15 protein-coding genes are annotated in these 19,151 nt (G+C 68.0%); 12 read left to right on the forward strand and 3 right to left on the reverse strand.

The window, feature by feature from the left end; translation table 11 throughout:
* Positions 1-239: 239 nt before the first annotated feature.
* Both ileS and NS365_RS17190 read left to right on the forward strand, forming a co-directional pair.
* Positions 240-3,275, forward strand: coding sequence for an isoleucine--tRNA ligase (gene ileS, locus NS365_RS17185; protein ID WP_058601524.1), 3,036 nt, complete (start codon positions 240-242; stop codon positions 3,273-3,275).
* Between the two features lie 163 nt (positions 3,276-3,438).
* Positions 3,439-4,086 carry a hypothetical protein gene (locus NS365_RS17190; RefSeq protein WP_058601525.1) on the forward strand — a complete coding sequence of 216 codons (648 nt, stop codon included), beginning with the start codon at positions 3,439-3,441 and terminating at the stop codon, positions 4,084-4,086.
* Positions 4,087-4,116: 30 nt separating this feature from the next.
* Here the strand turns inward: NS365_RS17190 and NS365_RS17195 are convergent, their stop codons facing one another.
* Positions 4,117-4,557: a nucleoside deaminase gene (locus tag NS365_RS17195; protein WP_244493479.1), complete on the reverse strand. Its 441-nt coding sequence runs from the start codon at positions 4,555-4,557 to the stop codon at positions 4,117-4,119.
* A 723-nt stretch (positions 4,558-5,280) separates the two neighbouring features.
* Between NS365_RS17195 and NS365_RS17200 the strand changes: the two genes are divergently transcribed.
* From NS365_RS17200 to NS365_RS17220, 5 genes are all read left to right on the forward strand, one after another.
* Positions 5,281-6,837, forward strand: coding sequence for a pseudouridine synthase (locus NS365_RS17200; RefSeq protein ID WP_058601558.1), 1,557 nt, complete (start codon positions 5,281-5,283; stop codon positions 6,835-6,837).
* Between the two features lie 12 nt (positions 6,838-6,849).
* Positions 6,850-7,410, forward strand: coding sequence for a 16S rRNA (guanine(966)-N(2))-methyltransferase RsmD (gene rsmD / locus NS365_RS17205; RefSeq protein ID WP_058601559.1), 561 nt, complete (start codon positions 6,850-6,852; stop codon positions 7,408-7,410).
* Positions 7,411-7,581: 171 nt separating this feature from the next.
* Entirely contained in the window at positions 7,582-9,078 is a 1,497-nt protein-coding gene (locus NS365_RS17210) for a M16 family metallopeptidase (RefSeq protein WP_058601527.1), read from the forward strand.
* 22 nt (positions 9,079-9,100) lie between these two features.
* Positions 9,101-10,432: a M16 family metallopeptidase gene (locus tag NS365_RS17215; protein ID WP_058601528.1), complete on the forward strand. Its 1,332-nt coding sequence runs from the start codon at positions 9,101-9,103 to the stop codon at positions 10,430-10,432.
* A gap of 234 nt (positions 10,433-10,666) precedes the next feature.
* A complete protein-coding gene (locus tag NS365_RS17220) occupies positions 10,667-11,545 on the forward strand; it encodes a patatin-like phospholipase family protein (RefSeq protein ID WP_058601529.1) in 879 nt (292 codons plus the stop codon).
* Here NS365_RS17220 and NS365_RS17225 read toward each other — a convergent pair.
* Together NS365_RS17225 and NS365_RS17230 are read right to left on the reverse strand one after the other, a co-directional pair.
* Positions 11,542-12,612, reverse strand: a complete 1,071-nt coding sequence (locus NS365_RS17225) for a DNA topoisomerase IB (RefSeq protein WP_058601530.1) — start codon at positions 12,610-12,612, stop codon at positions 11,542-11,544. The two genes, NS365_RS17220 and NS365_RS17225, sit on opposite strands and share 4 nt — an antisense overlap.
* A 72-nt stretch (positions 12,613-12,684) precedes the next feature.
* Positions 12,685-14,538 carry a monovalent cation:proton antiporter-2 (CPA2) family protein gene (locus NS365_RS17230; RefSeq protein WP_058601531.1) on the reverse strand — a complete coding sequence of 618 codons (1,854 nt, stop codon included), beginning with the start codon at positions 14,536-14,538 and terminating at the stop codon, positions 12,685-12,687.
* Positions 14,539-14,630: 92 nt separating this feature from the next.
* Between NS365_RS17230 and NS365_RS17235 the strand changes: the two genes are divergently transcribed.
* The 5 genes from NS365_RS17235 to waaA are packed head-to-tail and all read left to right on the forward strand — an operon-like array spanning position 14,631 to position 19,148.
* Positions 14,631-15,968 (forward strand): TldD/PmbA family protein, encoded by a 1,338-nt coding sequence (locus tag NS365_RS17235; protein WP_058601532.1) that lies wholly within the window; start codon positions 14,631-14,633, stop codon positions 15,966-15,968.
* Positions 15,969-15,970: 2 nt separating this feature from the next.
* Positions 15,971-16,753 carry a 3'(2'),5'-bisphosphate nucleotidase CysQ gene (locus tag NS365_RS17240; RefSeq protein ID WP_058601533.1) on the forward strand — a complete coding sequence of 261 codons (783 nt, stop codon included), beginning with the start codon at positions 15,971-15,973 and terminating at the stop codon, positions 16,751-16,753.
* A gap of 45 nt (positions 16,754-16,798) precedes the next feature.
* A complete protein-coding gene (locus NS365_RS17245; RefSeq protein ID WP_058601534.1) occupies positions 16,799-17,035 on the forward strand; it encodes a DUF4170 domain-containing protein in 237 nt (78 codons plus the stop codon).
* The gene (locus NS365_RS17250; protein ID WP_058601535.1) at positions 17,032-17,838 is read left to right on the forward strand and encodes a lysophospholipid acyltransferase family protein; all 807 of its coding nucleotides are present in this window, start codon (positions 17,032-17,034) and stop codon (positions 17,836-17,838) included. Before NS365_RS17245 ends, NS365_RS17250 begins: the two co-directional genes overlap by 4 nt.
* Positions 17,835-19,148 (forward strand): lipid IV(A) 3-deoxy-D-manno-octulosonic acid transferase, encoded by a 1,314-nt coding sequence (waaA, locus tag NS365_RS17255; protein ID WP_058601536.1) that lies wholly within the window; start codon positions 17,835-17,837, stop codon positions 19,146-19,148. Before NS365_RS17250 ends, waaA begins: the two co-directional genes overlap by 4 nt.
* Positions 19,149-19,151: the final 3 nt, after the last annotated feature.

Genomic DNA, 19,151 nt, shown 5'->3' on the forward strand with positions numbered 1-19,151 from the left:
CGGGCGCGGTTGATAGAGAGGGCGCATGGGAACCTCGACCGCTCTTTCTGGCGCGCGAAACCGTATCGGTGCGCGAATTAGACGCCCGGCTTGCGCCGCTCGCTGACACGACGCGAGCGCGGAGGCCGGGATGTGCCTGAACGGCCCGCCGAGCCGGGCCGAATCCTCCCCCTTTTCCCGTTGCAACACGCCTTTCCGGGTGTCTCCCGCCCGATGCAGGCCCGTTCGAAACCGGACCGATGACCGAAGCCCAAGACTATTCCAAGACGCTCTATCTCCCCGAGACCGAGTTCCCGATGCGCGCCGGCCTGCCGCAGGCCGAGCCGCAATGGCTCCAGCGCTGGGAGGACATGGACCTCTACGGCACGCTGCGCCGCGAATCCGCCGGCCGGCCCAAATACGTGCTGCATGACGGCCCGCCCTATGCCAACGGCCATCTCCATATCGGCCACGCGCTGAACAAGGTGCTGAAGGACGCCATCACCCGCTCCTTCCAGATGCGCGGCTATGACTCGAACTATGTGCCGGGCTGGGACTGCCACGGCCTGCCGATCGAATGGAAGATCGAGGAAGAGAACTACCGCGCCAAGGGCAAGCCCAAGCCCGACCTTCTCGACTCCACCGCCATGCTCGCGTTCCGGCGCGAGTGCCGCGCCTATGCCGAGCATTGGGTCGGCGTGCAGTCGGGCGAGTTCCGTCGCCTGGGCGTCGAGGGCGATTTCAAGAACCCCTATCTAACGATGAACTACGAGGCCGAGTCGGTGATCGCCGGCGAACTTCTGAAATTCGCCATGTCGGGCCAGCTTTATCGCGGCTCCAAGCCGATCATGTGGTCGGTGGTCGAGAAGACCGCGCTCGCCGAAGCCGAGGTCGAGTATCACGACCACGAGTCCGACACGATCTGGGTGAAGTTCCCCGTGCGCCCGGCCGCGACCGGCTATGCTGCGGCCTTCGGCGGCGCCTTGTCGAGCTTCCCCAAGGCCGGCGCGCCCGATGTCGGGCCGCTGGACGGCGCGCGGATCGTCATCTGGACGACCACGCCCTGGACCATCCCCGGCAACCGCGCCGTCGCCTATTCGGATCGCGTCGCCTACGGCCTCTACGAGGTGACGGCGCCGGACGACGCCGAGAACCCGCGCTGGGCGCGCCATGGCGAGCGGCTGGTTCTGGCCGATGCGTTGGCCGCCGACGCTTTCGCAAAGGCGCGCGTGCCGGAGGGCGGCTTCCGCAAGCTGCGCGATGTCTCACCCGCCGATCTCGCCGGGCTCCTGTGCGACCATCCGCTGAAAGGCCTGGCCGGCGGTTACGAGTTCGCCGTTCCACTCCTGTCGGGCGATCATGTGACCGACGATGCGGGCACGGGCTTCGTCCACACCGCGCCGAGCCATGGTCGCGAGGATTTCGACGTCTGGATTGCCTCGCGCCGCGACCTCGAAGCGCGCGGCATCGATCCCACGATCCCGTTTCCGGTGGATGACGAGGGCTTCTACACCAAGGACGCGCCGGGTTTCGGGCCGGACGCCGAGGGTGGCGCGGCGCGCGTCATCGACGACAAGGGCAAGAAGGGCGACGCCAACAAGCGCGTGATGGACGCGCTGGTGGCGGCCGGCCATCTTCTGGCGCGCGGGCGCTTGAAGCATTCCTATCCGCATTCCTGGCGCTCCAAGAAGCCGGTGATCTTCCGCAACACGCCGCAATGGTTCGTCCATATGGACAAGGATCTGAACGGCTACGGCTCGGACGCGTCCGCGCCGGGGCAGGACACGCTGCGCGAGCGCGCCCTCAAGGCCATCTCGAAAACGCGTTTCGTGCCGGCCGCCGGCCAGAACCGCCTCCATGCCATGATCGCGGATCGGCCCGACTGGGTTCTGTCGCGCCAGCGTGCCTGGGGCGTGCCGATCTGCGTCTTCGTGGACGAGAACGGCGAGGTGCTGAAGGACGAGGCGGTCAACGCGCGCATCCTGGAGGCTTTCGCGGCCGAAGGCGCGGACGCCTGGTTCGCCGCCGGGGCCAAGGAGCGCTTCCTCGGCAACGCCCATGACGGCCAGAAATGGTCCATGGTCCGCGACATCCTGGACGTCTGGTTCGATTCGGGCAGCACCCACGCCTTCTGCCTGGAGAAGCGCTCCGACCTGAAATGGCCGGCCGATCTTTATCTCGAAGGTTCGGACCAGCATCGCGGCTGGTTCCATTCCTCGCTTCTGGAAGCCTGTGGCACACGCGGCCGCGCGCCCTACGATGCGGTGCTGACGCACGGCTTCGTCATGGACGAGGAAGGCCGCAAGATGTCGAAGTCGCTCGGCAATGTCGTGACGCCGCAGGAGGTGATCCAGCAATCGGGCGCCGATATTCTGCGCCTCTGGGTGGTCTCCTCGGATTATTCGGAAGACCTGCGCCTCGGTAAGACGATCCTCCAGACCAATATCGACAGCTATCGCAAGCTGCGCAACACGATCCGCTGGATGCTCGGCACGCTGGCTCATGACGACGGCACGGACGTCGCGCTGCGTGAGATGCCCGAGCTGGAGCGGCTGATGCTGCACCGTCTCTCGGAGATCGAAGAGGTGGTGTTGAAGGCCTATGACGCTTTCGACTTCAAGCGCATCACCCGCACGCTGCTCGACTTCATGGTCGTGGAACTCTCGGCCTTCTATTTCGACATCCGCAAGGACGCGCTCTATTGCGACGCGCCGTCCTCGGTTCGTCGCAAGGCGGCGCTGCAGGTCGTGCGCATCCTGTTCGACCGGCTGGTGACGTGGCTCGCGCCGCTTCTGCCCTTCACCATGGAGGAAGCTTGGCTGTCGCGCCACACGGACGCCCGCTCGGTGCATCTGGAGCAGTTCCGCGCCTGCGATGCGCAATGGCGCGATGCGGCTCTGGCCGAACGCTGGGCGAAGATCCGCCGTGCGCGCCGCGTCGTCACCGGTGCGCTGGAAGAGGAGCGCCGCGCCAAGCGCATCGGCTCATCGCTGGAGGCGGCACCTGTCGTCCATGTCGAGGACGAGGCCTTGCGCCAGCTTCTGGCTTCGGTGGACTTTGCCGAAATCTGCATCACGAGCGATCTGACCGTCTCAGCCGACGCTGCGCCGGACGGCGCGTTCCGTCTTGCCGACACGGCTGGAATTGCGGTCGTGCCGGCCAAGGCCGACGGGCGCAAGTGTCAGCGGTCCTGGAAGATCTCGCCTCTCGTCGGCACGGATGCGGACTATCCCGATGTGACGCCGCGCGACGCCGAGGCGCTGCGCGAACTGGGCGTTGCGCGCGCAGCGGCCTGATCCAAAGTCTGTTCACGAGAATTTAAGCTTTGTGGACGGCGAAGCGGCTTTGAGCTAAAGCCGCTTCTCAAAATCGCCGGAATGTCGTGGGATCGCGCGAAATAAGGCTTCGAAGCCGCTTGTCGAGCGCGGGCGGCTTCGAGCGTGAGGGGAAGAATCCAGCATGACGTCTGCAACGACCCGCCTGCGGGTTCTCGCGCTGATCGGCTGCACCACGGCCCTTTCGGGCTGCATGGGGCCGACCTACGGCACCGGCGTCAGCCAGGGGCAGCAGCTGTTCAACGACATCGACAATGCCGTGTCTCTGGGCGGCTCCAACAAGCCGCGCGTCGATTATTCGCCGCGCGCCGAACTGGTGAAGCCCAAGAGCATCGGCGCCCTGCCGCCGCCGCGCGATGCGGTGGTCGATCCCAACCTGCCCGAATCGCCCGAGATGCGCCGTGGCCGGCTTCACGCCGCCGCGCCCAATCCGGACGGGGTTCTTCCGGTCGGCTTCATGACCTCGAAGAAGGATGGCATGGACGTCGAAACGCCCGCCGCCTCCTTCCGCCGCCAGCAGGACGACGACAATAGCTGGATCGACCCGCGCACCATGGCGGGCCAGCGCACGCAGGCCTCGGCCGCGCGAACCGTCGGCCAGCAGGGCAGCCCCGACCAGCGCAAATATCTCTCCGAGCCGCCGCTGACCTATCGCCAGCCCGCCGCCACCGCTCCCGTGGGCGACCCCGGCGAGGACGAGGAGGTCAAGGAGCGCCGCGCCAAGGGCACCACCAGCGTCGCCAGCAAGCTCGGCAGCCTCTGGCCGTTCTGATCCGCGCCTGCCGCGCCGAGCGCTGGAATGTTACCCCCGTTTGGCGCGGAAGAAATCGCGAAGGAGTTCGGCGGACGCCTGTTCGCCGATTCCCGAATACACCTCCGGCGCATGATGGCAGGTGGGTTGCGCATAGAAGCGCGGTCCGTTTTCCACAGCGCCGCCTTTGGGGTCCGACGCCCCGAAATAGAGCCGCCGGATGCGCGCGAAGGAAATCGCCGCCGCGCACATCGCACAGGGCTCCAACGTGACATACAGATCGAATCCGGGCAGGCGTTCCTCGCCCACGGCCGCGCAGGCGCGGCGGATCGCCAGGACTTCCGCATGCGCCGTCGGGTCGTGCAGGGCGCGGGTTTCGTTTCCCGCGCGGGCGATGATTCGATCCTCGAACACGATCACGGCGCCGACCGGCGTCTCGTCCCGGCCGGCGGCCAGACGGGCCTCGATCAGCGCTTCATCCATGGAACTCATGCGGGACACGCGGTTTCCCTCGTTTCAACGACGGGTTTTTGATATGCGTCGCGCGAAACAAGGCATAGCGAAAAGATGAGCGACGAGACGGACGGCCCTTCGGGCGGCAAAGGCAAGGGTGGAGTTGGGCGCGGCGGACGCGGCACGGGCGGCTCCGGCCGCAGCCGTGGCGCATCCGGCGAAGGCCGGCCCGCGCGCGGCGACAAGCCGGCGCGCGCGCGCGGTGAGGGCGAAGGACGCCCGGCCCGCGCGAAGGCTGAGGGCCAGGGTGAGCGCTCCGGCGCGCGCGGCGACAAGCCCTTCCGGCCCCGCGGCGAGGGCACCGGCGCCCGCTCGGCGGCGTCTGGCGACAAGCCGTTCCGTGGGCGCTCCGAGCGCAGCGGCGGCGGCGAGGGACGCTCGTTCCGTCCGCGCGGCGAAGGCCAGGGTGAGCGCAGCGGCGCACCGCGCGGCGACCGACCCTTCCGGGCGCGCACCGAGGGCGAGGGTCGCTCCGAGCGTCCGCGCAATGAGGGCGAAGGCCGTCCGTTCCGCTCCCGCGAAGGCGGCGGCGAGCGCGGTGCCTCGCGTGGCGACAAGCCGTTCCGGGGTCGTTCCGAACGGGGCGAGGGCGAAGCGCGCTCCTTCCGCCCGCGCGGCGAGGGCAAGCCTTTCGGGCGTCGCTCCTCCGAAGGCGGGCAGGGCGAGGGCGGCGACAAGCCCTTCGTTCCGCGTTCGCGCGGCATGTACAGTCATGGCGGCGCGCGCACCGGGGCAGACGGCAAGGTCGAAAAGCCCCGCTCCTATGGCCGCCTGTCGCATGGCGCGACCGGCGATCGCAAGCCGCGCGATCTGGAGGGCGGAGATCGTCCGCGCCGCTTCGAGCCGCGTTCGGCGCAGGGCGACCGCCCGCAACGCTCCGCCAGCCGCGAGGTCGGCACAGGCGGCGACGACATGATGCGCATTGCCAAGCGTTTGGCCCGCGCCGGCATCGCCTCGCGTCGTGACGCGGAAGGCATGATCGCCGATGGCCGCGTGACGCTGAACGGCAAGCGCCTGGATTCGCCCGCGATCGACGTGCGCATGAGCGACCAGATCGAGATCGACGGTCGCCCGCTGCCGGCCATCGAGCGCACCCGCCTCTGGCTGTTCCACAAGCCCGCCGGGCTCGTCACCACCAATCGCGACCCCGAAGGCCGGCCGACCGTGTTCGACCGCCTTCCGGCGGACATGCCGCGCGTGCTGACCATCGGCCGCCTCGACATCAACACGGAAGGGCTTCTGCTCCTGACCAATGATGGTGGCCTCGCGCGCACGCTCGAACTGCCGGCGACCGGCTGGATGCGGCGCTACCGCGTGCGCGCCCATGGCGAGATCGATCAGGCGCGGCTCGACGATCTGCGCAACGGCGTGGCGGTGGACGGCGTGTTCTACGGTGCGATCGAGGCGACGCTCGACCGCACGCAGGGCTCCAATGTCTGGCTGACGCTCGGCCTGCGCGAGGGCAAGAACCGCGAAGTGAAGCGCGTTCTGGGCCATCTGGGGCTGGAGGTGAACCGCCTGATCCGCCTGTCCTTCGGCCCGTTCCAGCTCGGCGAACTCGCCGAGGGCGCGGTGCTGGAGGTCAACGGTCGGACCCTGCGCGAGCAGCTCGGGCCGACCTTGATCGAGGAATCGGGCGCCGATTTCGATGCGCCCATCGTCAATCCCTTCTCCAACAAGCCTGTCGTGGCCGAGCGTCGCTCGTCGCCCGCCTCGACCGAGAGCGAAGAGCGCCCGAAACGTTCGGGCAGCGAATGGATCTCGGCCTCCGACACCACGCCCAACCGCAAGAAGTTCGGCGCGGCCAAGCGCGAGGACGCTTTGTCGCGCATGGATACCCGAGCTCCGCGCGGCCCCCGCACGAGCCGTGACGGAGACGGCGAGCGCGCGGCGCGTCCGTTCCGCTCCAAGCGCGAGGATGGCGGGCAGGGCGGCGAGCGCCGGCCCTTCCGCCCGCGCGCCGAAGAGGGCGCGGATGCCGGCGAGCGTCCCGCCCGCCGGCCGAGCGCGGCGCCGACCAAGCGCTCGTCCAATGTCTGGATGGCCCCCGGCGCGCGCGCCATGGGCGAAAAGAAGAAGCGCGAGCGCGAGGAGCGCTTGCTGGAGCGCGACGGCAAGCCCCGCTCGTTCCGCCCGCGCAGCGAGTCTGGAGACCGCCCGCGCACGGGAGATCGGCCCCGTGGAGACCGTCCGGGTGGCGACCGACCTCGTGGCCCGCGTCCCGGCGGCTCGCGTCCGCCGCGCGGCGACCGGTCGTAACGCTCCATGGCCATGCGTATCGTGGCGGGCGCCCTGAAAGGGCGTCCGCTGGCCACGCCCAAGGGGGAGGGCATCCGCCCGACCTCGGAGCGCCATCGCGGCGCGCTGTTCGACATTCTCCAGCACGGGCAGGGCTTCCGCTTCGACGGCGGCCGGGTGCTTGATCTTTTCGCCGGTACGGGCGCGCTCGGGCTGGAGGCGATCTCGCGCGGCTGCCGCTTCGGCACGTTCGTGGAGGAAAGCGCCGAGGGGCGCGGGCTGATCCGCACCAATATCGAGGCCTTCGGCCTCGGCGGCTGCACCAAGATCCTGCGCCGCGACGCCACCAAGCTCGGCGATGCCGGGACCATCGAGCCTTTCGATCTCGTGCTGCTCGACCCACCCTATGGCAAGCGACTCGGCGAGGCGGCGCTCTCCGGCGCGCTCGCGGGCGGCTGGCTGAAGGGCGAGAGCCTGATCGTTCTCGAAGAAGCCTTGAACGCGCCCTTCGAGTCGGTGGCGGGGCTGGAGCTTCTGGACGAGCGCGCCATGGGCGAGACGCGCCTGCGTTTCCTCAAGCCGATCAGCGTCTGACGGCAGGCCCGCCCGGCCGCGTCCGGCGTGCCGGACGCACCTCCCGCGCGGCGGGGCCAAAACGCCTTTCGTCGTCAGCCCTTACAAAAACGTAATTGGTGCCTTCTCTTCCCAGACGGCATATCGGCCCCAAGCCCCGACGAAGTTCCGAACGCGAGGACCCACTCCCACATGACGTTTCCTCTTCGCCGCCTCAGCGCAGGCTGTCTGGCCATCGCCATGGCCGGCGCCATGCTCTCTCCCGCCTTCGCCCAAGCCCCCCAGCCCGCCAAGAGCCAGGCGGCCGCCGAAGCGGAGGCCAAGCGGCCGAAGATCGAGAGCTTCACGCTGGAGAACGGCTTGCAGGTCGTCGTCCTGCCCGACCATCGCGCGCCCATCGCCACGCAGATGGTCTGGTACAAGGTCGGCTCGGCCGACGAGACGCCAGGCGTCAGCGGCATCGCGCATTTTCTCGAACATCTGATGTTCAAGGGCACGAAGACGCACAAGGAGGGCGAGTTCTCCAACGCCGTGTCGGCCATCGGCGGCGAGGAAAACGCCTTCACCTCCTACGACTACACCGCCTATTACCAGCAGGTGCCGGTCGAGCAGCTGAAGGAGATGATGGGCTTCGAGGCGGACCGGATGGAAAATCTGGTGCTGACCGACGAGGTCGTCCTGCCTGAGCGCGACGTCATTCTCGAAGAACGCCGGATGCGCATCGACAACGACCCCGGCGCGCAATTGTCGGAAGCCGTGGACGCCGCCCTGTTCCAGAATTCGCACTATGGCATTCCGGTGATCGGCTGGCGCCACGAGATGGAGAAGCTCTCGCGCGACGACGCGATCGCCTTCTACAACAAATATTATACGCCCAATAACGCGACGCTTCTGGTGGCCGGCGACGTGACGCTGGATCAGGTCCGCGCCATGGCGGAGGAGACCTTCGGCAAGGTGAAGCGCCGCGCCGAGCCCGGCGAGCGCCACCGCCCGCAGGAGCCCGAGCCGCGCGCCGAGCGCACAGTGACCCTCTCCGACCCGCGCGTGACGCAGCCGAGCGTGCAGACGACCTATCTCGTGCCGTCCGAGAATACGGCCAAGCCGAGCGAGGCGGAATCGCTCGATCTGCTGGCCGATATTCTGGGCGGCGGCGCGACCAGCCGGCTCTATCGCGCGCTGGTCGTGGACCAGGGCATCGCGGCCGGCACCGGCGCTTATTACCAGGGCACGGCCTTGGATGACGGCCAGTTCATGACCTACGGCACGCCGCGCGGCGAGGCGACGCTGGAGCAGGTCGAGAAGGCCGTCGATGCCGAGGTCGCAAAGATCGTGCGCGAGGGCGTGACGCCGGCCGAGCTGGAAGCGGCCAAGAACCGCGTGCGCAAGGCGCTGATCTATCAGCGCGACAATCAGGCCTCCATGGCGCGGCGCTACGGCGCGGCGCTTTCGACGGGGCAGACGATCGCCGAGATCGAAAGCTGGCCGGATCGAATCGAGGCCGTCACGGTGGATCAGGTGAACGCCGCCGCGCGCACCTATCTCCAGAAGAAGCGCTCCGTCACCGGCACGCTCCTGCCGGCCTCCGTCGAGTCCAGTGCCGAGGCCAAGGCCCCGGATGGCTCGCCCGCAGCCGCCGGCGCGGTGGACCCGACCGCCGGCGCGCCGGTTTCCGGCGACACCCGCTCCTGATTCTGGCCAAGGGAACACGCTCATGAACGCTTTCACCGCGCCCCTGCGCCGCGCCGCCTCGCTTCTCGGCCTCACCGCCCTCGGCTTCCTGTCGCTCGCCTCCGCCGCCGAGGCGGTGGACATTCAGGAGGTCACGAGCCCCGGCGGCATCCATGCCCTTCTGGTCGAGGACTACACCAACCCGCTGATCGCCATGCGTTTCGCCTTCAAGGGCGCGGGCTCGACGCAGGACCCAGCCGGCAAGGAGGGCACCGCCAATCTCCTGTCCGGCCTGCTCGACGAGGGCGCGGGCGACATCAAGAGCCAGGATTTCCAGGCCAAGCTGGACGAGCTCGGCGTCGCGCTCTCCTATGACGCGGGCATGGACAATTTCTCCGGCAATTTCCGCACCATCGTGGAAAACGAGGACGAGGCCTTCCGTCTTCTGAAGCTTTCGCTCAACGAGCCGCGCTTCGACGAGGAGCCGGTGGCGCGCATTCGCGGCCAGATCGCCGCCAATATCCGCGCCAACGAGCAGGACCCCGGCACGCTGGCCTCGCGCGCCTTCCGCCGCACCGTCTTCCCGGATCATCCCTATGCGCGCCCGGTCGAGGGCACGCAGGAAAGCCTGGCCGCCGTCTCGGCCGACGATCTGAAGAGCTTCCGCTCGAAGGTCTTCGCCAAGGACAATCTCTATGTCGGCGTGGTCGGCGCCATCGATGCCGAAACCTTGAAGCGGCGGCTGGACGAAACCTTCGGCCCCTTGCGCGACAAGGCCGAACTCACGGCCATCCCCGATATCCAGCCGGTGACCGGCAAGGTCGAGGCTGTCGCCCTCGACGTGCCGCAGACGCAGATTCAGTTTGCGTTGCCGGGCGTCAAGCGCAAGGACCCGGACTTCTTCGCCGCCTATCTCGTGAACCACGTTCTGGGCGGAGGCACCTTCTCCTCGCGCCTCTATCAGGAAATCCGCGAGAAGCGGGGTCTGGCCTATGGTGTGGGCACCGGGCTTTCGAGCTTCGACCATGCGGCCATGCTGGCGGGCTCCACCGCGACGCGCGCCGACAAGGCTAAGGAAAGCGTCTCGATCATCCGCGCCGAGTTGAAGCGGATGGCCGAGAACGGGCCGACAGCAGACGAACTGGCCAAGGCGAAAGCCTATGTGAAGGGCTCTTATGCCGTTCAGAACCTTTCGTCCTCGCTTTCCATCGCTTCGACACTGGTCGGCATCCAGCTGGAAGACCTCGGCATCGACTATATCCAGAAGCGCCAGGGCCTGATCGACGCCGTGACGCTGGATGACACCAAGCGTGTCGCCAAGCAGTTGCTCGCCACCGACCCGAGTTTCGTGACGGTCGGTCAGGCCGGTAGCTAAGAGCCGGGGCCAAAACCCTGCGGGTCGATCCGCCGGGTCCTTCCGCCCCCGATCATCGTTGCCGATGCTTGACCCTGCGCTGCATCGTCTGCGCTCGGCGCCTCGTCGGGAACGCAAGTCCCTCGCCGGCTTTCTGCCTCAGGGTTCTGTCCCTGGCTCTAAGTCCAGGCCTTGGCGAACCGGGCGCGGCGTTCCATCTTGAGTGCGCCGAACCCAAGCGAGGCACCGTCAGCCATGAACCAGCATACGATCCCGTCTCTCGTTTCCGCCGAGCCGCGCCTCGGGCTGGCGCTCGGCGGGGGAGGGGCGCGGGGGATCGCGCATATCCATGTCCTGAAGGCGCTGGACGATCTCGGCCTGCGCCCGTCCCACATCGCGGGCACCTCGATCGGCGCGCTGATGGGCGCGGCCTATGCGGCCGGTCTCACTGGGCTCGAGATCGAAGACCATGTTCTGCAGTCGCTCGCCCATCGCCGGCTCGTGATGGGCAAGCTCTGGCGCACGCGCCCGGCCAATATCAGCGAGTTCCTGGCCGACGGCGGCTTCCGCTTCGGGCAGTTGAACGCCGAAAAGGTCGTGGCGGTGTTTCTGCCCGATATCGTTCCCAAGACTTTCGCTGACCTTCGCATTCCGCTGACCGTCATGGCGACGAGCTTCTTTGCCGGCTGCGAGCGTCCCTTGCGCGAGGGAGACCTCGCCAGCGCCGTCGGCGCGTCCGTCGCCCTGCCGGCGGTGTTCCGCCCCGTGCGGCGGGACGAGGAGGTGCTGATCGACGGTGGCATCAGCAATCCCATGCCCTTCGATATCGTGTCGCAGAATACGGATTTCGTGGTCGCCTCCGACGTGACCGGCGGCCCGGTCAATACGGGAACGGTTCTGCCGTCACCGATGGAGGCCATGTTCGGCGCGTCGCAGCTGATGATGCACGCCATCATCCGCGCCAAGCTCGCCTGCGTGTCGCCCGATGTGCTGATCCAGCCCGAGGTTTCGACCTACAAGGTGCTCGATTTCATGCGCGCGCGCGTGATCATCGAAGAGACCGCTCCGGTGCGGGAAGACGCCAAGCGGCGGATCGGCGAGGCGCTGGAGGCGCGGCTGCGGCTGGCGGGTTAGGCCGGTTTGGTCGCATCGTCTTGTTTGGGCGGGTGCGTCGCGTTTTCCTCGAGAAACCGCATGAGCCCGCTTTCCGCCTTGGTCAGCCCTTCGCGGCAGCGCCCCTTCAGGAGATCGCGCGGCAGCTTGTCGGCTTCGAAAGCTGAGACGATCTCGGGGTGGACGTAGGACGCGCGGGCGACGGCCGGCGTGTTGCGCAGCACCTCGCTCACCGCCCGCATGGCCTTGGCGATCACGCGGCGGCGCTTGGCATCCGTATCGGCCTCGGCCGGCGTCACCTCTTCCACCAGAAAGCGCAGTGCCTCGGCCGAGCCGTGGAAGGTGCGGAAATCCTTGGCCGAGATTTTCGCGTGGGCGGCGTCCTTCAGATAGTCGTTGAGCAGCGTCGCGGTGAGATCGCGCGGGCGCGCATCCTCGCCCTGAAAGCGGAACAGGCGCTTGCCGCGCTGCGCGCGCATCTTTTCGAGCGAGCGTACGAGATTGCGATCTTCGATCTCGACCGTGTTCAGCTTGCGCGACTTGCCGATGAATTTCAGGACGGCTCGGCTTTTCTTCAGCGTCAGATTGCCCTTGCGCAGCGAAGCGACGCCGCGACCCCCATCCTCGGCATATTTCTCGTGACCCGGCCGCATGGCGGACACGTCGATCAGCCGCGCCGCGACGGCCGAGGTCGTGCGCCGATCCAGTGCCTTGCGGCGCAGATCCTTTTCGATGCGTCCGCGCAGCTTGGGCAGGGCGCGGCCGAAGCGCAGGAGCCGCTCTGTCTTCACCGCATTGCGCACATTCACCCAATCGTCATGATAGCGATACTGGATGCGGCCCTTCTCGTCGCGTCCGACCGCCTGGATATGGCCGTTCTCTTCCACGCAAATGCGCACATTCGTCCAGGCCGGGGGGAGCACCAGCGCCTTGACCCGCGCCTTCAGCCGCTTGTCGGTGATCGCCTCGCCGGACGAGAAGCAGATGCGCCGCCCCTTGCCATGCTTGCGCTGCTCCACTTCGAAGCTGGCGGGATCGACCATGACGAGGCCGAGACGATCGGCGTGGAACTGAAGGCGCTTGTTCATGGGATTGGTTCGAGCAGGAGGGACGAGAAGCGATCTGCTTAAACCGTATCTCGCACTCCCGGTTCCGCTTCGTTAGCTGGGCTCTGCGTTCCCCCCGTTCCCGGCCTCGGCCGCCTCCCGGAGGTAACGCGGCGGCGCGCCACGGGGCTGGCGCTCCGTGCCATCGCCACGCTGGGGCCGCGACAGAGGTTCGGGTGTGACGCGTGAGGGGGCGAGCACGCTGCCGCCGACGCCCGCGCCCCGCGCCTGCTGCAGCGCCAGCCGCTCGGCGTCGCGCTGGCGCACATCGTCCACGATCTCGGCGATGCGGGAGGGCTCCAGCCCTAGTTCGCGCAGCGTCTCGCCGCCGAAGCGCAGCGCCGATTCCAGGGTTTCGCGCAGCTCGAAGGTCACGCCGCGCTCGCGCAGAGTGAGCGAGTGGTTGCGGTCGTAGGAACGCACATAGAGCCGCGTCTCTGGAAATTCCGAGCGGATAAGATCGACGATCCCGTTCGTCACCTCCGGCTTGTTGGTGCAGACCAGGACGACCTTGGCCTGCCGCACGCCCGCCGCCAGAAGCACGTCGCGCCGCAGCCCCGAGCCGAAATAGATGCGGAAGCCGAAGCGCCCGGCCGATTTGATGCGCTCGGCCGAGGAATCGATGATCGTCATGTCGTGGCCGCTGGAAAGCAGCACCTGCGCCGCCATCTGCCCGAAGCGCGAAAAGCCGATCATCAGGATATCGGCGCCCGCGCCCGCAAAGTCCTCCTCCAGCTCTTCCAGTTCCGCGTCCTCACCCGACAGGCGACGGCCAAGATAGTCGGCCAGCGGCGTCAGGGCCATGGAGAGCGTGACGACCGATACGAGAAGCGAGCCGATCTGCCCATCGAAGATCGCGGCCGAGGAGGCCGCCGAGAAGAGCACGAAGGCGAACTCCCCGCCCTGCGGCAGGATCAGCGCCGTGCGCAGCGCCGTCTGCCGGCTTTCGCCGAAGAGAAGGCACAGCGGAAACAGGATCGCCGCCTTGATCAGAAGCAGCGCGGGCGCGGCCAGAAGAATGATCCACCAGTTCGCGGCGATCACGTTGATGTCGAGCGACAGACCGACCGCGATGAAGAAGAGGCCGAGAAGCAGGCCGCGAAACGGGTCGATATTGGCTTCCAGCTCGTGCCGGTAGTTGGATTCGGCCAGAAGCACGCCGGCGATGAAAGCGCCCATGGCCATGGAGAAGCCGGCCAGCGCCATGAGCAGCGCCGAGGCGAGCACCACGAAAAGCGCGGCCGCGATCATCACCTCGCGCGCGCCGGCATTGGCGAGAATTCGAAACAGCGGGTTCAGGAGATAGCGGCCCGAAAGCACGAGCGCGCCGAGCGCGGCGAAGCTCATGGCGACCTCGCGCACGTCAATCCCCGTGCCTTCGCTCCCGCCCGGCGCCAGAAGCGGCAGCGCGGCCAGAAGCGGCACGATGGCGAGATCCTGAAATAGGAGAACGGAGAAGGACGTCTGCCCGAAGCGCGTGTTGAGTTCGCCCGCTTCCTCCAGCAGCTGAAGCGCGAAGGCGGTGGAGGACAGGGCGAAGCCGAAGCCGATCACCGTCGCCGCCCGCCAGCCGAGCGGCAGGAAGGAGAGGGCGAGCGACAGCGCCGCGCCGGTCAGCACGACCTGCGCGAGGCCGAGGCCGAAGATCTGCCGACGCAGCGCCCAGAGGCGGGAGGGCTTGAGTTCCAGCCCGATGATGAACAAAAGGAAGACGACGCCAAGTTCGCCGATATGCAGGATTTCGTTCTGCCCGCTTTCCACCACGCGGAAAATCGGGCCGAGCACGATCCCGGCGAAGAGATAGCCGAGCACCGTACCGAGGCCGATGCGCTTGAACAGCGTGCCGGCGACGATCCCTCCGCCCAGGATCAGGAGAATTTCCAGGAATAGCGGAACGGTCTCTTCCACGGGAATCCTCCGGGGCGGGCGGATGAAGTCGGCTTGAAGGCAGCGAATGACATAATAGATGGTGCAAGTGCAAAAGTTTCGGCGGTTTTCCCATGAATGACGATTTCCCGCGCCTTCTCGAACTCGGCGGACGGCTGGTGGACGCCGCCCGGCGCGCCGGCGCGGACGCGTGCGACGCGGCGGTGGTCAGCTCGCGCTCGCGCTCGGCGCAGGTGCGCATGGGCCGCGTCGAGGAACTGGAATCGAGCGAAAGCGACGAGGTCTCGCTGCGGGTCTTCGTGGGCGGACGCGTGGCGACCGTCTCCTCCGACCTGCGCTCGGACGCCGCGCGGCTGGCCGAGCGGGCCGTCGCCATGGCCCGCGTCTCGCCGGTCGATCCCTATGCGGGCCTCGCCGACGCCGCGCTCCTGTCGGACGGCGCGGACGGGCTCGACCTCTACGATCCGACCGAGCCTGACGGCGAGGCGCTCTTGGAAGAGGCCAAGGCGCTGGAAGCGGCCGCGCTCGGCGTGTCCGGCGTCTCGAATTCCAGCGGCGCGACGGCCGGCTTCGGCACGACGGGCCTCGTACTCGTGACCTCCACGGGCTTTGCCGGCCAGCGCCGGCGCTCGGGCTTCTCGCGCTCCGTCAGCGTTCTGGCGGGCGAGGGGACGGGCATGGAGCGCGACTATGATTTCGATTCGCGCATCCACGCGGGCGATCTCGACGCGGCGGAGGCGATCGGCCGGCGCGCGGGCGAGCGCGCGGTGCGCCGTCTCAACCCGGCCAAGGTCGCGACGGGCCGCTATGCGATCGTGCTTGATCCTCGCGTGTCGCGCGGGCTGATCGGCGGGCTGATCGGCGCGCTCAACGGCGCTGCCATCGCGCGGCGCACGAGCTTCATCAAGGACCGCATGAACGAGCTGGTTCTGCCCGAGGGCATCGACCTCATCGATGATCCGCAGCTGCCGCGCCGCGCGGGCTCGCGCCCCTTCGACGGCGAAGGCGTGCGCGGCGAACGGTTGATGCTGGTCGAGAACGGCATCCTGCGTCATTGGACGCTGGACAGCGCCACGGCGCGCGAACTCGGCCTCCGGTCCAACGGGCGCGCCGCGCGCTCCTCGGGCGGCGTATCGCCCACCTCGACCAACGTCACGATGACCCATGGCGCGCGCTCGGCGGCAGAACTCATCGCCGACACGCATCAGGGCATCTACGTCACCGAGACGATCGGCCATGGGGCCAATCTCGTGACCGGCGATTACAGCTGCGGCGCATCGGGTTTCCTGATCGAGAACGGCCAGCTCGCCGGCCCCGTGTCGGAATTCACCATCGCGGGCCATCTCACCGACATGTTCATGGCAGTCGAGCCGGCCAATGACGGAGACGCCCGCTTCTCGCTCGTGGTGCCGACCCTGCGCATTGGCGAGATGACGGTGGCGGGCCGCTAGGGATGCACACGTCGGACGAAGACCTCGCGCTGATCAGGCAGGCGGCCGCCGAGGCCGGGCGCATCGCGCTCGGCTTCTGGAAGCGCGAGCCGGAAGTCTGGTGGAAGGGCTCGTCCCCGGTCTCGGAGGCGGACTTCGCCTCCGACGCGCATCTGCGCCGCGTGCTTCTGGACGCGCGCCCGCATTACGGCTGGATTTCGGAGGAGACGGCCGCGCAGGCCGCCGATGCCGGCGAGCAGCGCTTTTTCGTGGTGGACCCGATCGACGGCACGCGCGCCTTTCTGCGCGGCGAGACGACCTGGTGCATCTCGGTCGCCGTGATAGGGTCGGGGCGGCCTGTGGCGGGCGTGCTCGACGCGCCGGCGCTCGGCGAAGTGTTCACCGCGACGGCCGATGGCCCGGCCCGGATGAACGGCGCGCCGATCGCCGTTTCCGCCCACGAGAACAAACGCAAGCTGCTCCTCTCGATGCCCGATTCCATGCGCCGCAAGCTGGAGAGGCTGCATGGCGAGCGGATCGATTTTGCGCCCAATGTTCCCTCGCTCGCCTATCGTCTTGCTATGGTCGCAAGCGGCCGGCTCGACGGAACGCTGGTGGGCGCACGCGCCAATGACTGGGACATCGCGGCCGGCGATCTCATTCTGGAGCGCGCGGGCGGGCAGCTCGTGCGCGCCGATGGGTCGTCCCACCTTTACAATCCCGCGCCGGAAAGGCATGGCGTCCTCGTGGCGGGGGCGCAAGGCACCGTGCGCCGCCTGCTCGACTATGGCGCCGAGGCCGTCTGAGCCCTTGTCCGCCCCGCTTTTGGTTTCAGTCTGGAGATCGTTCCTATGGTCAGCGAAGAAAAGCCCAAGCAGCTGCTTCATCTCGTGTTCGGCGGCGAGCTGACCAGCCTTGATCATGTCGATTTCCGCGATCTGTCGCAGCTCGACATCGTCGGCATCTTTCCCGATTACGCCTCGGCCCTGACGGCGTGGCGCGGCAAGGCGCAGGCGACGGTCGACAATGCGGCCATGCGCTATTTCATCGTCCACATGCACCGGCTCCTCGACCCGCAGGGCCAGTGAGCAAGGCCGAAGGGCCGGGCTCGCCGGACGACAGCCAGCAGATCGCCGAGCCCGCCGCGCGGCCCAAACGCCGCAAATGGCGGGTGCGTCTGAAACGACGCCTCAAGGCGGCTTCGCGCTCGCCCGGCGCCGTGCGCGTGGTCGGCCGGCTGATCTTCGAGGGCCTGCGCGCCATCCGCGCCTCGCAGCGCGAGGCGGCGGGCTCCAGCGACTACAATGCCATTCTGCACGAGCACCATCCGGCCATCGTGGCGCTGTGGCATGGGCAGCACCTGCTTGCGCCCTTCTTCCGGCCCCGCGATCTGCCCTATCTCGCGCTCCTGTCGCGCAGCGCCGATGCGGAGATCAACGCCGCCGTGGTGGAGCGCTTCGGGATCGAGACGGTGCGCGGCTCGGGCGGGCGCGTGCGCGAGGCCGCCTCGCAGAAGGGCGGCGTGCGCGCGCTGATCCGCATGAAGCGGGCGCTGGACGATGGGTTCGGCATCTGCATGATCGCGGACGTGCCCAAGGGCGTGCCGCGCGAAGCGGGGCTCGGCATCGTCACGCTGGCGCGCCTGTCGGGCCGGCCCATCGTGCCGAGCGCCGCGATCACGAGTCGCAGACGGGTATTGGAAAAAACCTGGGACAAAACCACCCTCCCGCTGCCCTTCGGCCGCATTGCCGTGATCATGGAGGAACCGATCTTCGTTCCGCCTCACGCGAGCGCGGACGAGCTGGAAGAGATTCGCGCCCGCCTGACGCTCGCCATCGAACGGGCGAACCGGCGGGCCGCGGACCTGGCGGACCGAAAGACAAGCCATTGAACGACAGATGGGCCAAGGCGGCCTTGACCGCCTATCGCGTCGCCGGCTCTCTCGCCTATCCGGCGGTCGGCTCCTATGTGAGCTGGCGGGCCTCGAAGGGCAAGGAAGACAAGGAGCGCCGACGCGAGCGCTACGGTATCCCGAGCGAGATTCGCCCGCCGGGCGTCCCGCTCGTCTGGGTCCATGCGGCCTCGATGGGGGAGAGCGCGGCCGTCTCGCCGCTCGTCTCAGAAATCGCGGCGGACGGCATCACCATCGTGATGACGACGGGCACGGTCACCTCGGCGGCCACCGTCGCCGAGCGGCTCGGCGACCGCGTGATCCATCAATATGTGCCGCTCGATCTCAAGCCCTGCGTGTCGCGTTTTCTCGACCATTGGCAGCCGGAACTCGCCATCGTGGCGGAAAGCGAGATCTGGCCGACCACCATGTCGGAGCTGGCCGCGCGCCGCATTCCGCAGGTTCTGGTCAACGCCCGCCTGTCCGACCGCTCCTTCAAGCGCTGGAAATCCGCGCCGGGCGTCGCCGAAGCCCTCCTGTCGAAGCTGGCTCATGTCGTGGCGCAGTCCGAGATCGACGGCGAGCGCTACCATCTCTTGGGCGCGCGGGCCGTCAGCGTCGCCGGCAATCTGAAGGCCGATGTGGAAGCGCCTCCCGCCCATCTTCTCGATCTCGAAGCCGCGCGCCAGGGCATCGGGATGCGTCCCGTCTGGGCCGCCTTGTCCACGCATGAGGGCGAGGAGGAGATGGCCGCCAACATCCATTTGCGCCTCATGGAGGAGCGCGGGCGCGTTCTGACCATCATCGTGCCGCGCCACGTGGAACGGGCGGACGCCATCCAGCGCGACTTCGAAGCCAAGGGGCTTCAGGTGGCGCGCTGGAGCCGGGGCGAATTGCCGACACCCACGACCGACATTTTTCTCGGCGACACGATGGGCGACATGGGCTTCTATCTTCGCCTCACCGAGGTTGCCTTCATCGGCAAATCGATCCGGGGCGAGGGCGGGCAGAACCCGCTGGAAGCGGCGATGCTCGGCACGGCCATTCTTTCGGGACGCTATGTCCAGAATTTCCGCGAGGTCTATCACCGCCTGATCGAGCGGGGCGCGGCGTGGATCGTGCAGGACGAAGCCGAACTCGGCGCAGCCGTGTCGGAACTGTTCGACCGCCCCGCCGCGCGCCGGCAGATGATGGACGCCGCGCGCGACAGCGTGGCCGATATGGGCGGCGCGCTGAAGCGCACCATGGCCGCGCTCGATCCGTTCCTCCTGCCGCTGCGCCTGTCCTGCCGGATGGACTGGGGCAACTGACAT

It is taken from the genome of Aureimonas ureilytica (genome assembly GCF_001475935.1).
In the GTDB taxonomy this organism is placed as follows: domain Bacteria; phylum Pseudomonadota; class Alphaproteobacteria; order Rhizobiales; family Rhizobiaceae; genus Aureimonas; species Aureimonas ureilytica_A.

What these genes read in the sequence shown, in the direction of transcription:
- rsmD (WP_058601559.1), top strand. Translation starts at nt 6,850, where the DNA reads ATGCGTATCGTGGCGGGCGCCCTGAAAGGGCGTCCGCTGGCCACGCCC.
- NS365_RS17235 (WP_058601532.1), top strand. Translation starts at nt 14,631, where the DNA reads ATGAATGACGATTTCCCGCGCCTTCTCGAACTCGGCGGACGGCTGGTG.
- NS365_RS17200 (WP_058601558.1), top strand. Translation starts at nt 5,281, where the DNA reads ATGTACAGTCATGGCGGCGCGCGCACCGGGGCAGACGGCAAGGTCGAA.
- NS365_RS17190 (WP_058601525.1), top strand. Translation starts at nt 3,439, where the DNA reads ATGACGTCTGCAACGACCCGCCTGCGGGTTCTCGCGCTGATCGGCTGC.
- NS365_RS17195 (WP_244493479.1), bottom strand. Translation starts at nt 4,557, where the DNA reads ATGAGTTCCATGGATGAAGCGCTGATCGAGGCCCGTCTGGCCGCCGGC.
- NS365_RS17245 (WP_058601534.1), top strand. Translation starts at nt 16,799, where the DNA reads ATGGTCAGCGAAGAAAAGCCCAAGCAGCTGCTTCATCTCGTGTTCGGC.
- NS365_RS17225 (WP_058601530.1), bottom strand. Translation starts at nt 12,612, where the DNA reads ATGAACAAGCGCCTTCAGTTCCACGCCGATCGTCTCGGCCTCGTCATG.
- NS365_RS17240 (WP_058601533.1), top strand. Translation starts at nt 15,971, where the DNA reads ATGCACACGTCGGACGAAGACCTCGCGCTGATCAGGCAGGCGGCCGCC.
- ileS (WP_058601524.1), top strand. Translation starts at nt 240, where the DNA reads ATGACCGAAGCCCAAGACTATTCCAAGACGCTCTATCTCCCCGAGACC.
- NS365_RS17215 (WP_058601528.1), top strand. Translation starts at nt 9,101, where the DNA reads ATGAACGCTTTCACCGCGCCCCTGCGCCGCGCCGCCTCGCTTCTCGGC.
- NS365_RS17220 (WP_058601529.1), top strand. Translation starts at nt 10,667, where the DNA reads ATGAACCAGCATACGATCCCGTCTCTCGTTTCCGCCGAGCCGCGCCTC.
- NS365_RS17210 (WP_058601527.1), top strand. Translation starts at nt 7,582, where the DNA reads ATGACGTTTCCTCTTCGCCGCCTCAGCGCAGGCTGTCTGGCCATCGCC.